Genomic DNA, 13,046 nt, shown 5'->3' on the forward strand with positions numbered 1-13,046 from the left:
AGTGAACGAAACGTTCTGATACAGTTACAAGCTATGCGAACCCTGCCACTCCTTGCCCTCTTAGCGCTCCTCTACGGAGTTCTTCCCTTGTTGGCGGCAGCTACGCCTCTCAGTGAGCTCAAACTCTCGCAACTGGAACAACGGCTTCAAGAAATCGATGCCGAACTCAGCCAGCTGGCGCATCCCAGTCTGCGCACGGGGGTTGGCTCCATCGGCTACCGATCAGCTCGCCATGAAACCAACGAGCACACCGAGTGGGTGCAGATCAATCTCGGCGAAGTCTGCGCTCTCGATGAAATCATCCTCGTTCCCAACATTTATCGCGACTCTGAAGAAGGCTTCCAGGCCGATGGTTTTCCTACCGAATTCCGCATCATCACGGGCACATCCCCCGATGACCCGGGAACACTCCTTGGAGAGTATAGCTCGGCCACCAGCGAGCCAATGGGCATTGCTCCTCGCATCCTGCCAGCCTATGGAGTGAAAGCCTCATGGGTCAGGATCGAAGCGACCGAGCTCTCGTTACGAGCTTTCGATAAATACACCAATGCTCACTATCTTTTCCAGCTCGCGGAGGTCTTCGTCTATAGTAATGGAAAAAATGTCGCCCTGCACCGGCCAGTCCAAACCTCATCCCAGCATCATGAAATATCGACCAGCCCATGGAATTCGCGCTTTCTGGTCGACGGATTTACCCCCTACCTGATGAACGCTGCCCAGGGATTACAAAGTGTGGCTTATATCAGTAAGCCGAACCAATCCTCCGTGCTAACCATTGATTTGGAATCGGAAAGTGTAATCGACCGCATCCAGCTACACGCCCTTGAACAAAGCGACACCGTGCCCCAGGCGCATGCAGGAGATCTGGGGATCCCTCACTATTTACGGATCGAGGGGGCGTCTCGCTCTGACTTTTCAGACTCCATCAGCCTGCTCGAACAGGAAATGCAAAGCTCCTACGAAACAGGGCCTATTATGATGTGGAATATCCCTGCCACCCGCTGTCGATATGTCCGCATCATAGACAACCGTCCGGCGAATACATTCCGCATTGGTTTTGCTGAAATTCAATTGTTTTCTAACAACCACAACGTTGCCTTGGGAAAAAAAGTAAGCACCACCGGAGAAGCCACCGTGCACCGATCGCTGGAAGCATTGACAGACGGTCGAAACCTCTATGGAGCCATCCTCCCGATCAAAGACTGGATGCATCAGCTGACACGCCGACAAAGACTCGACACCGAACGGCTCTCTATCGCCGAAGAACTCACGCGCCGCTACGCAAGCCAAAAGACCAACCTCAGATGGATCAGCTGGTTCGCGGCCATCCTACTGGTGGGCACGCTGAGTGTCATCTGGTTCAGTCACATCTCGCGCCAGCGTGCCATCGCCAGAACCCGTGAGCGTATCGCAGCGAACCTCCACGATGAGCTTGGCGCCAACCTGCACGCGATCGGATTACTCGGTGACTTTGCAAAAAGAATCGTAGCTCGAAAAAATGCTACCGACGAGTGGGCTGAGCTAAATGAGGTGATCGATGAAGTGCGCTCACTGACAGAAGAAACAGGAGAAACAGCGCGCTACTGCACCAACATGTTAGAGACCAAGGAAATCCACGCTAATCTGGTCGGAGAAATGCAGCAAGCGACCACCCGGTTACTCGCTGACCTCGATTATGAAACCTCGTTTCCAGAACAAAACATCCTGCACCAGCTGAAGCCTCGTCGGCGCATCGACCTCTACCTATTTTACAAAGAATGTCTGACTAACATCATCCGGCATTCCGGTGCCACCCGAGTCACAGCTGAACTCACTGCCAACGAAAACCTCATCAGGCTAACTGTCCGCGACAATGGCGTGGGCGTATCAGAGGCACAGGCACCCGAATCACTACGGCGCCGTGCCAAAATGCTGGGGGGCAGCGTGCTCGCTGAAAACTTAGCCACAGGAGGTTCACAGATCACCCTACAACTTCGCCCTCGCAGACGTAGTCTCTTCAATCGCACATCAACTCAACCCCGCGCCTAACAATTATGAAATCTCCCATCAATATCATGCTGATCGAAGACAGCCCAGCCTACCGCAAGGTGATCACGCGGACGCTGGCGAGCGAGACCGATATCAGCCTCTCCAGTCAGTTTGGCACGGCAGAAATCGCCCTACGTAGTTTGGAAAGTGCCTCCGCCCACGCTGCTCCTGACCTCGTCCTACTGGATCTCAATTTACCGGGGATGAGCGGGCTTGAAGCGCTGCCGTGGATTCATGAGTATTCCCCGGATACCAAAGTCATCATTCTCACTCAATCGAATCAAGAGGCCGATATCGTAACGGCTATCTCGCAGGGAGCATCGGGTTACATGCTCAAGAGCAATACGCTCGATCAACTCACTGACGGCATCCACAACGTCATGAATGGTGGTGCATCGCTTGATCCGACCGTGGCGAAATTCCTCATTGGTCAGATAAAAAAACAGCCCCCGGCGAGCTCCGAAGAAACACCACTCAGTCAACGGGAGATGGAGGTGCTACAACTCATCGGTGAAGGTTTGCAGAAAAAGGAAGTGGGTGACCGGCTCGATATCAGCCCGCGCACCGTGGCGGCTCACGTGGAAAACATCTATGTAAAACTCAACGTTAAGAATGCTCCGTCAGCAGTGAACAAAGCCCATCAGCTCGGCATTTTTCCAACCGATGAATAACAGCTGACCAAGTGATCAAAAAAATCCCCAACGACCACAATGGCCACTGGGGAGTAAGAGAGATCCTATGTTTTGGGAGTCTGCTTACGCACGACGGCGGAACAGGAGAGCGAGCCCCCCCAAGCTCAATAACGCGGCCGAGCTGGGTTCAGGCACGGTTGCGATTAAGCTGATATTATCCAAGCTCGTTGTCGTAGCCGTCAAGGGATCCGAGACATCGGTGTAAAAGACCAATGCCACGTAATCAAAATCAGAAACCCCTGTGATGTTACCACTCAACCCCGGTGTGTTGTTAGGAGTTGCATCGGCCGCTTCGTCGGCATGCCAGGCGTAACTCGCCAGATCAACCGTCGTGCTAAATGAGCCTGTTGTGCCAGCCGCAAAGGTCAGGTCATTGTTCATGCTTTGCGGTGCGTCCGCGCCAGTCAGCAGGTTGATGTCACCATGCCTGAGTTCTGCCTGGGTATTGTTCTGCAAGGAACCGTTCGACGTGCCATTGTTCATCAGAATGTCGCTAGTCCCACCACCGTCTTGTGTATTCACCGTGTATCCGTAGAGGGCAAACTTCAGGGTAGCGGTGCTGCCCACTGTGTAGTCGAATGACAAGGTGAGTTGGCTCAAATTAGCGGCCAAACCGTCGGTGGCTATAACGGTCGACATCGGAGCCTCGTTATCCAGTGATGTTGCACTCGTGCCTGCATTGGAAAGCGTGCCTCCAGAGATACTCCACAATGGATTTTCCTTGTTACTTGTATACCAACCGTCATCGACCTGAGACGTCCGAATGCGTGAATTTGTTTTGATCGTCCCTGCATCGAAGCTATCAGAAATCAAAGTAGCTGCTGGGGCTGCCAGAGGGCTCAGAGCAAGACAGGAAGCTCCAATTACACGCAGAGGTTTCTGTTTGTTACGAGGGGGGATTGTTCGAGTATTCATGTTGGTTATTCTAATTCGACGGGTTGTTTCTTAGCGACTTAGTTCGATTAGTCGTTTCTCCTATGTGAAGCTACCCACTCGGCTAAAAATGGCTACCCGTCGTCTTGCCTATGTTCTCATGAACATCTTCTAATATACCTAAACATCTACTTTGAGAGCCCCGATCTATGATTAATGACTCTTTTTCCCCGTCTTTTTCTTCCATTCCGGATAACTCACCAGGAATTGATTTTCATCGATCAAGTTGATCAAAAACTTCTTCGCTCCCGCCGGGATTTTCGCGCTGACTTTACTGTCGGAAACGACGGTAGCCGGAGCACGGAACCACTCTTCGTATCGCTCGCCGGGGTTCATGGTATAGATCAGGTCGGCGCGTTTGACCTTGGCTCCGTTTTCCTGATAAGTGAACTCGACGGTATCTTCGCTGCGTTTTTGTGATAGCACTTCCGGGACCTTGTCTTTGTTCGGCAGAGGGATCTTGGTCTTCGGGTTGTAGTAAGGATAACTCGCGTCCATCTCGGTGAGAATCTCCGTGAGCCGTTGATTCATCGCCTTGGCCTTCTCTGGCATTGTTGCGGATAAATCCTTGGCCTCCTCGATATCCACGCGCACCGCCTTGCCATTTTCGCTTCGATACAGATGATAGAGCTGCAGCGGTGTGGTGGCGGCATTTTTCACATGATCGTATTTGCGGATCAGTTTGTAGTCGCCCATCCGGATGCTGCTCTCCATGGCGGCACCGTGGGGGAAGTGCCACACCATGGTATCACGCACCTTACCCTCGGCATCTTTGACCAAGCTGGCATCGGTCGGGTCCTTATGCAAAAGCGTGGAGAGATCACAGCCATCGAGGTTTTTATCCGCCGGCTTCTTGGTTCCGGTAAGCGACAAAATCGTCGGGTAGAAATCCAGCCCATTCGCCATGACCTGAGTCTGCACGCCGGAGGCAATTCCCGGTCCGGTGATGATCAGGGGCACGCGGGTGCCTCCTTCTTTGGCGGAAATCTTACCACGATCCAGTGGATTGTTATCGGTGTAGCGCTCCTTGGGATTGCCTTCCATGCCCCCATTATCCGAGGTGAAGATGATATAAGTATTCTCACTCAGCTTGTGACCCGGCCAGCGGGGGTCGTCGGTTTTCTCCAGGTAATCAAAGACCTGACCGACATAGTAATCAAGCTCCTGCACCATGGCGCCGTAGAACGGGTTCTTTTGCCCGGAATCCTCCCTGGTATAGACATCCTTCGGGTCCACGCCCATGCGTTCGGCGTATTTTTTCAGGTGGGCCTCGGAGCGGGTATGGATTGGCGAGTGCACTAACCAGGTGGCGTAGTAGAGGAAAAATGGTTTGTCTTTATTCTCCTTCAAAAAGGCCAGTGCGTCCTCATTCGTTTGGTGAAAGGGGTAACCATTTTGATCGAGTCGATATGGGTCGTCAGCGGCCTCGGTCGCGAAACCTGAGAGTCGATCCTCCATCCGACTGCGCGAGCCACGGTCGGAGCGGCTGTAATCAAACCCCACATCTTTTGGCTGCGGAAAGGCGTTGTGACTGATGGCGATGTGCCACTTTCCTGAGTGCCCCGTGGTATAACCGTTCTGACCGAGGATCTTGGCCAGGGTCAGTTCATCGGCTGGCATCCGGCCACTGTACCATGGATCCATCATACGTGAATTCGGAGTCCGTGGTGCGGGCGGGGCACCACCGACCACACTGGTCTTCTGTGCCCTGGCTGCGTGGTTGCCACTCATGATGGCACAGCGGGACGAGGCGCAGACCGGCGTGGGCGAATACCCCTGCCAGAACATCACGCCTTTCTTGGCAAGTGCATCGATGTTGGGAGTTTCATACGGTGAGGGATCGTCGATGTCATAGCATTTCACGTCCTGCCACCCGAGGTCATCGGTGAGCAGCAGTAAAATATTCGGTTTCTCAGGGCGCTTCTCCTCAGCATGGAGACTGCCCAGCCATGGCAGCGAGACGCTGGCTAACATTACGATGGATTTCTTCATAAGATATTGAGTGTATCACACATTCTGTGCGTTGGTTATTTCCAATCAATCCGAGCCTGTTTCTTTTCGAGATCGACCCAAACCGAGGCATGCTTGAACTCGCGCTTGAACTCCCAGCCGGACTTGACGGCATCAGCCAGTGGTGGGCCCAATTTTTGATCAAATTCAGGATACCACTCGAGACAGCCCATATCCATCACATAGCCCCAGCTGTAGATGAAATAAGCGTGTTCCTGCGCAGCCACCAGGAAGGCCGCCAAGGGAAATGTGATATTCTTTGCCGCGAGTTTTCTCTTCTCCTCGAGCGGCTTTTTCATCGCGTCCTTATCGAGCCAAGAGAACCCAGGCCAGGCTTTGACGACCACGATCTTCCCGGCCTTCCCTGCCTTAATGATCGCCTCCATGTCCGCCAAGATGCACTCCTTGCTATCGCTGCGGAAGTGACCGAAATGCTCGATCATCACGGCGTCAGTTTGCTTCATGAAATCATTGCCAATTTTGCGTGGCGGCGTGCTGCGGACTCCATTGTAAACGATCAGTTGGTCATCGCCTAACTTCTCGCGGGTTTCTTCGACGATGTCCACGAGTCCTTGCTGGATCGCCTGATACTTGTCACTCCCCCATAACCTTTTGTTCGCGGAGGCAACCACTTGGGGAAAGGCATCCATGAAAACACCATCGCAGCTGCCCTGCACAACGGCCTTGTGGGCGACGTCCACCCACCATTTCCGGACTTGCTTGTTGGATAGGTCGTAACGTTTGAATCGACCCTGTTTCAGATCGAGCTCACCATCCGTCTTCTTCAGCCACCACTCCGGGTGCTTTTGATAGTCGTCATGGGCACGGAACATCGGGTAATCGAGAAAGGTGTTCCAGTAGAAGATCACCTTCATCTCAGGGTTCAGCTTTTTCAACTGCCTTGCTTCCTGTTCAATGGCATCTTCAGTGTGTTTAAACTGCTTGCTGCCGTGGCCTTTTTCCAAGCAGACAAAATTCGAGCGTGTGGCGACAAATTTGGCCTCCTCGGCGGTCAGCAGAGCTCCCGATTCCCCAAAATGAAAAGCTACCGGCACCTTGTCCCAGCTGAATTTCGGATAGTGGTCGCGTTCTTGTGCCGAGCTATTTGTTCCGCAAACGATCGTTACACAGGCCAGAGTGAGCTTGAGTTTAGCTTGAAAGTCTATTTTCATGTTAGATATGATATACAATGATTCTTAGATATGAATGATCTACGCCTCTCACAGTTTCCTCACTTGCTGACCTCACCCTTCCAGCCGTCGATTTTCAAGATATAACCAGCGCTTGGTTGGTCGTCGTGGCATGCGAGATAGAGATACTCAGGCTCGCCATTTTTCCATAAAATACTGGGCCGCTCACTGCGCGCTAGCTCGTGGCCGTAGTAAAGGTGGTTTGTTTGATATCCCACCTTTGGCAGTCCCCAGTGGATGCCGTCCTTCGATTGATAGATCAGCCCCGGACGAAACCCTCCAAGGCGAGCCTTCCCTTGCGGTTTACCTTCCAGCATGCCCTTCACATTTTGTCGGTCTTCCACGATCATGTAGTAGCTCCCTTTGTAGTAAAAAGCATAGGGATCCTCGATATCGAGCTTCTGTTTCGCGTAGGAGAGCACCGGGTTTTCTTTGGTCATCGTGTAGGGGCCTTCGATGTGATCACTAGTGGCGAGTGATATTTCTCTGAAAATCTCGCCGTCGACAGTTGTCATCGTCTTATGATAGATCCGGAATTTGCCATCGGGAGTGACCACAAAGCTAGGGTTCGAGGCGTGCTGCCCATTCTCTTGGGTAGCTCTGAGAATTGGGTTATACGGACTTTCCATCCACGGCCCCTGCAGCGATTTCGCGGTGGCGATGCCGACCTCTTGCTTGGAGCCATTTTCATCCTGGTGACGGTTCAGCAAGAACACCAGCACGTAGGTGTCACCCACTTTGCTGATCTGGGGGTTGTGATAGCTGGCTTGATCGCTGACAAAGACATCGCCTAACAAGGTGTAAGGTCCTTCGGGCCGATCCGCCACCCAGTGCACAATCTTGCTGTTCTTTTTCCAGTCTCCACCCTGGTCACGATTGGGTATCACCGAGTTGAACACATGCACCTTCCCTTTCTCGTCATAAATCGGAGCCATCCCCCATGTCCAGGAACCTTCGTCGGAGGGTAAAATATAAGGTCCAGGAACCAATGATTGCACAAAGGCCGATTCTTCAACGGCGATTGCGGCATGTGAAAAAAGTCCCGTGACAATGGCGGCGAGTAATAGCGATGTGAATTTCATAATGGACGAGTGATGAGAACCTCTAAGAACTCATGCGTTAACATCATGCATCTCACCTATGCCATGATCTATAGGTCATTCGACCGATAGCTGGTTGCCTCCTGATCAAGACAGCAACTGGCTTATGCTGTCGACCACTCCCGACAACACACAAAAAACCCGTGGGCATTGTCCCCAAGTAAGGGAGCAACTATCCACGGGCGTTGTAAATCACCTCAAAAAATCGGTGTCTCAGGGGCGGGCGGCATAGACTAACTTCTCTTGAGTCTTTTTGGCTACACGCACTCCGGTATCAACGATGCGCATACCAACGTAGCCATCGGTGCTGCGCACGGTGATCTTGGCCGGGCCGACAAGTGGCAGAGGATACTTGGAGGTTTCATCCAGCGTGCTGGTGCGATCGCGCCGCACAGAAAAGCGGAGGAAAGCGCATTGGCTTCCAGCTTTGCTGTAGGCAATGACACCTGATGCTGAGTAGACCAAGGCTGTCTCTCCTTTTTCAAGCGTAATGGTATCACCAGCACTAGCCAGTGTGGCGTAGCTATCGGCAGCAGCGGAGGCCGCCATCGCCAGTGAGCCAAGCGATAACAGTGCCAAATCTTTCAAAGGGCGGCTTATCAGAGTGGGAAGTTGGAAGGGTATGTATTTCATTGGTCTAAAGTGTTAGAATTTAATGAGATACAAGAATAAGATGACCGTGGGAGCCGCTCAATAGGATTAGGCATGCTTATGATCCGGTGATTGTTTAGAGCGGTGAACGGCTCAGGCTGTAATCTCTGTGATACTTATTCTTTTCGATTGATCCACAGCTATTCACATCGTTTATTAAAGCGCCACTTTTTGCATTCTCCTGCTTAAGCGATGTTGATATCCAGTGTCATTCGGTATGGCAGTGAGCCTCTACAGACCTCCGCTACTAGCTCGTTTACAAAAAACAAAACACCCGTCATTTCCTGATATCTTACCAGGTCATGACGGGTGAAAAGAGGTGCTGTGAGCCGTCTGATGACGGCGATTGGAACAGCTTAGTTTTTCAACTCTGAGTAGAGCGCAATGATTTCCTCGTTAAAGGGGATGGGGCCATTGTTCTGTTGGGGGGCTCCGGCTGTGGAACGACCCGACTTTAGCACCGTGGCCAGCTCGCTAACCAGCTCCTTCACCAATTCAGGATGCTGATCCTGAACGTTGGTTTTTTCGGTCGGGTCAGACTTAAGGTTGAACAGCTGAACGCGCGGAAGCTTTTTGTTTTTCCACGCACGGGCAGGCGTTGGGCCGGACCAGCCACCGGAGCCCGGGCAGAGGCACAGTTTCCAGTCGCCCTTGCGGATGGCGAAGCTGCCAGTAATCGAGTGGTGCACGATCTGCGGACGTGCGACCTGCTCTGCTCCTTGAAGTGTCGGGAGGAAGGAAAAGGAATCCGGAGCTTCGCTGGCTTTCAGGTCATCGGACTGGCCAATCACTTCAGCACAGGTAGCAAAGATATCGGTCTGGCAGAGGGTGCGATCGCTTTCGCTTCCTGCAGCCACTTTCCCAGGCCAGCGCACCACGAAGGGCACGCGGTGACCACCTTCGTAGATGTCCGCCTTATGTCCGCGCAACGGGCCGTTAGGGAAGTGTCCTTTTTTCGCCAGATCAGGGAGGTCAGCTTCAGGTGAGCAGCCGTTATCAGTAGTGAAAATCACCAAGGTCTCATCGGCGATGTTTTGCGCATCCAGCTCGGCGAGCACTTCGCCCACCACCCAGTCGGTCTCCATCAAGAAGTCGCCATAGGTTCCAAGTCCGGATTTGCCCAGCCAGCGCTTTGAGGGCGTGATGGGGGTGTGGGGACTGGTCAGTGGCAGGTAGAGGAAAAACGGAGCCTCGGTCTTGGCCTGACGCTTGATGAAGGCACGGGCTTCACGGGCAAAATCAGGCAGCACCTGATCGGAGGTCATTTCCTTCACGGCCGCTCCCCAGCGCTCTCTCCAGAAGGTGCGCGAGACAGTGGGGATCGCCGTGGCTTTGTCATTCCGCAAATAAACATAGGGCGCCATATCGAGGCTGGCTGGATAGAGAAAGTCTTCGCTGAATCCAAGATCCACTGGGCCGTTGACCGCCTTTTTCGTGTAATCAATGTCCCAGCCGAGCCCCTTGGTCGGGCCTTCTTCGGCTTCACGTTTCTTCGCTAACTTCTGCCAGCCGAGCCCCAGGTGCCACTTGCCAATGACCGACGAGTGGTAGTCGTGACGACCGAGAAACTTCGCCAAAATCGTCTCCCCATTGCGAATCAAAGGTTTCGAGGTGCCTCCGAGCACGCTTCGCTTGAGTGGTGATCGCCAGTTGTAACGACCTGTTAGTAGAGCGTAGCGCGTGGGTGTGCAGACGGAGGAAGACGTGTGGGCATCGGTGAAACGCATGCCCTCCTTGGCGAGGCGGTCGATGTGAGGAGTGGCTGCCTTGCCGCCGTTGTGCGCGACGTCGCCCACGCCCATATCATCGGCGAGGATGACGATGATATTCGGTTTGTCTGCGGCGTCTGCAATGCTCCAGGGAACGACTAGCGCTGCCACGGTGAGAGCCACGGGTGTGATTTGTTTGAATAGAGAGTTCATGTTGATCTTGGCCTTATACTACCAGCCACATACTGCCAAGAATTCAGACATTTTTCTTAAAGTTCCACTTCCGCCCTGCATCGCCCTATCCACCGAGGTTTTCGCTGATGACGATGTCCACAATCCTCATGATTCACCTTCACCGCCTTCGATCCAAGTTGACAAAACCCTATAATATTCTTATATAGGAATAAACCGATAAGAAGTCATCGGGAAACAATCATTCAAAGATGAAAAATACAGAATCAAACCCAACCGTGGAACTGAGTCCCCTCAGTTTACACCGTAAAAAATGGAACCCCTACCTGGTTGGCACCGGCATTGGAGTTCTGAGCTGGCTGGCCTTCCTGCTCGTCAACAAACCCATTGGCATGTCCACTGAGATTTCCAAGTTCTCAGGCTGGGTGGCCAGCATCTTCGTGGGCTGGGAGGCCGTCAGCGAGAACGCCTATTGGGCGAGCAAGACACCGGCCTTTGGTTACAGCACCCTGTTCCTCATTTTCACAGGCCTCGGAGCCTGGATCAGTGCTCACTTTGGTAAGGATATTTCCTTTGAGAAAGTGCCAGACGTCTGGGCTCAGCATCAGGGCGGAGGTGTGGCAAAGCGGATGATCGCCGCATTTTTCGGCGGTGCCATCCTACTCTACGGAGCACGTATGGCAGGTGGCTGCACCAGCGGCCACGGCATCAGCGGAACGATGCAGCTCGCGTTGTCCAGCTGGGTGTTTTTCCCCGTCATGTTCGTCACCGGCTACATCACTGCACGCCTGTTATTCCGCAAAACCAATTCAATTTCTTAATCATATAACCCAACTGACCCATGAATATACCTATTGCAAAAGACAGTATCGAGGGCCTCGTGCTCGCTGCTACTTTCGGCCTCATCTTTGGCGTCCTGCTCAACAAGGGCCGAGTCACCGACTACAACGTCATCGTAAATCTATTCCGACTGAAAGATTTCACCGTGATGAAAATCATGCTCACTGCCATCGTGGTGGGCGGCATTGGCGTAGCGCTGATGATCAACGGAGGCCTCATCGAAGGCTATCAAGTCAAACCGGCCAACCTGCTCGGTGTAATCATCGGCAGTGGCATTTTCGGTGTTGGCATGGCTCTTTATGGATACTGTCCTGGAACTGCGGTCGCCGCGATCGCCACCGGTCGCTTGCATGCCCTGATGGGCCTGTTCGGTATGCTGGTGGGAGGGATCGCTTACGCACTCAGTTTCAGCTGGGTGAAGGAACACATCCTCAATGTCTGGAGTCAGGGCAAAGTGCGACTCCCTGATGTCACGGCCATACCTACCGCCGGATGGTGGGTGATCTTGGTCGCTATCGCAGCCACGGCCTTCACCTTGATCGAAAAAATGTCGAAGAAAGCCTAAACGTTTTCAGAGAGAGTAGCGGGTCTTGAAAATAGGCAAATCCGTGAGTCTGCCGAGTCGAAACTCGGCCGGAGCTAGATCACGAAGTCGATTTCCCCGCGCCCTCTCTGTTCTTCGTCCAGTTTCTGACAGACCATTCGGCACAGTGAATAGACGAAATCTCCCTTCACGGAGTAATACACCTTCACCCCTTCCTTGCGCCTGTTAAGCAGTCCGGCATCAAACAAGATCTTGAGATGTTTGGACACACTTGCCTGAGCCAGACCGGTCTCATCAACCAGATCACCGACCGTGCGTTCGCCTTCCTTCACCTCCTGAATCAGAGCCAATCGACCCGGTTCAGAGAGCACGCGAAATGTGGCCGCCATCGCCTCCAGCGCTTCCTCACCCAGTTTACCTTGTTGCTTTTTCTTCTTTGGCACGCCCTATTTTATTCTATCTTCGCCATATTATCAACCCACGAAGATAGATACAGCCACGGAAAAATGATTTCCGCCCGCCAATCCCACTCTTCATATCAACCCACCTAGACCGATGAATCACTATCTCCTCCTCGCCGCTCCCTTGATGCTATTGATGTATTCCTCCTGCGATCGCCCCTCAACGGCAGACACGACAGTAAACACGACCGATCACGCCGCGGCAGCAGAGATTGGTGAACAAGCTTCCGCCAAGCTCATGAAAACCCTTGGCACCCAGCTCAAATCTGCCCTGCAACAGGGAGGGCCAGAGAATGCGCTGCATGTCTGTCAGCAAATCGCCCAGCCTCTTACGGCTGAAGTCAGTCGGGACGATGTGAATTTCAAAGTGACACGAACTGCCTTGAAAGTGCGCAATCCGCTGAATGCTCCCGATGTCACCAGCCGAGAAATCATGGAAAAGTGGCAGCGTCTCATGTCGGGCGGAGAGGATCTTCCAGAACATGAAATCATCGAATCTGGCGACCAGCTGGTTTTCTACAAACCGATCATGACCCAAGAAATCTGCCTCAAATGTCATGGTGATTCTAATAGCTTCTCCGCCGAGCTTCGCTCAAACTTGAACCGTCTCTACCCCAAGGACGAGGCAATCGGTTTTAAAAAAGGAGACCTCCGAGGTGCCTTCCGCGTGGAGATTTCTACGGACGGTCTTTAAAC

The 13,046-nt window shown here is 52.9% G+C and carries 12 protein-coding genes; 5 read left to right on the forward strand and 7 right to left on the reverse strand.

The window, feature by feature from the left end; all coding sequences use genetic code 11:
• Positions 1 to 33 precede the first annotated feature (33 nt).
• A complete protein-coding gene (locus tag JO972_RS11075; protein ID WP_309490113.1) occupies positions 34 to 2,028 on the forward strand; it encodes an ATP-binding protein in 1,995 nt (664 codons plus the stop codon).
• Positions 2,029 to 2,033: 5 nt separating this feature from the next.
• Positions 2,034 to 2,699, forward strand: coding sequence for a response regulator transcription factor (locus JO972_RS11080; RefSeq protein ID WP_309490114.1), 666 nt, complete (start codon positions 2,034 to 2,036; stop codon positions 2,697 to 2,699).
• An 84-nt stretch (positions 2,700 to 2,783) separates the two neighbouring features.
• Here the strand turns inward: JO972_RS11080 and JO972_RS11085 are convergent, their stop codons facing one another.
• From JO972_RS11085 to JO972_RS11110, 6 genes are all read right to left on the reverse strand, one after another.
• The gene (locus tag JO972_RS11085) at positions 2,784 to 3,635 is read right to left on the reverse strand and encodes a PEP-CTERM sorting domain-containing protein (RefSeq protein WP_309490115.1); all 852 of its coding nucleotides are present in this window, start codon (positions 3,633 to 3,635) and stop codon (positions 2,784 to 2,786) included.
• A 171-nt stretch (positions 3,636 to 3,806) separates the two neighbouring features.
• Entirely contained in the window at positions 3,807 to 5,645 is a 1,839-nt protein-coding gene (locus JO972_RS11090; RefSeq protein ID WP_309490116.1) for a sulfatase, read from the reverse strand.
• A 35-nt stretch (positions 5,646 to 5,680) separates the two neighbouring features.
• Positions 5,681 to 6,835 (reverse strand): putative glycoside hydrolase, encoded by a 1,155-nt coding sequence (locus tag JO972_RS11095; RefSeq protein WP_309490117.1) that lies wholly within the window; start codon positions 6,833 to 6,835, stop codon positions 5,681 to 5,683.
• Positions 6,836 to 6,894: 59 nt separating this feature from the next.
• Positions 6,895 to 7,935, reverse strand: coding sequence for a glycoside hydrolase family protein (locus tag JO972_RS11100; protein WP_309490118.1), 1,041 nt, complete (start codon positions 7,933 to 7,935; stop codon positions 6,895 to 6,897).
• Positions 7,936 to 8,166: 231 nt separating this feature from the next.
• Positions 8,167 to 8,586, reverse strand: a complete 420-nt coding sequence (locus JO972_RS11105) for a hypothetical protein (RefSeq protein ID WP_309490119.1) — start codon at positions 8,584 to 8,586, stop codon at positions 8,167 to 8,169.
• Positions 8,587 to 8,960: 374 nt separating this feature from the next.
• Complete coding sequence (locus tag JO972_RS11110; RefSeq protein WP_309490120.1) at positions 8,961 to 10,526, reverse strand: sulfatase family protein; 1,566 nt, start codon at positions 10,524 to 10,526, stop codon at positions 8,961 to 8,963.
• Positions 10,527 to 10,756: 230 nt separating this feature from the next.
• On the opposite strand from JO972_RS11110, the gene JO972_RS11115 reads away from it, so the two are divergent.
• Positions 10,757 to 11,326 carry a YeeE/YedE thiosulfate transporter family protein gene (locus JO972_RS11115; RefSeq protein WP_309490121.1) on the forward strand — a complete coding sequence of 190 codons (570 nt, stop codon included), beginning with the start codon at positions 10,757 to 10,759 and terminating at the stop codon, positions 11,324 to 11,326.
• A gap of 20 nt (positions 11,327 to 11,346) precedes the next feature.
• Complete coding sequence (locus JO972_RS11120) at positions 11,347 to 11,910, forward strand: YeeE/YedE thiosulfate transporter family protein (RefSeq protein WP_309490122.1); 564 nt, start codon at positions 11,347 to 11,349, stop codon at positions 11,908 to 11,910.
• A 74-nt stretch (positions 11,911 to 11,984) separates the two neighbouring features.
• Here JO972_RS11120 and JO972_RS11125 read toward each other — a convergent pair whose 3' ends face one another.
• Entirely contained in the window at positions 11,985 to 12,332 is a 348-nt protein-coding gene (locus JO972_RS11125) for an ArsR/SmtB family transcription factor (protein ID WP_309490123.1), read from the reverse strand.
• 112 nt (positions 12,333 to 12,444) lie between these two features.
• Here JO972_RS11125 and JO972_RS11130 point away from each other — a divergent pair, with 112 nt between their 5' ends.
• The gene (locus JO972_RS11130) at positions 12,445 to 13,044 is read left to right on the forward strand and encodes a Tll0287-like domain-containing protein (RefSeq protein WP_309490124.1); all 600 of its coding nucleotides are present in this window, start codon (positions 12,445 to 12,447) and stop codon (positions 13,042 to 13,044) included.
• The last annotated feature ends 2 nt before the right edge of the window (positions 13,045 to 13,046 follow it).

The sequence above is a fragment of the Oceaniferula flava genome, from assembly GCF_016811075.1.
Taxonomy (GTDB): domain Bacteria; phylum Verrucomicrobiota; class Verrucomicrobiia; order Verrucomicrobiales; family Akkermansiaceae; genus Oceaniferula; species Oceaniferula flava.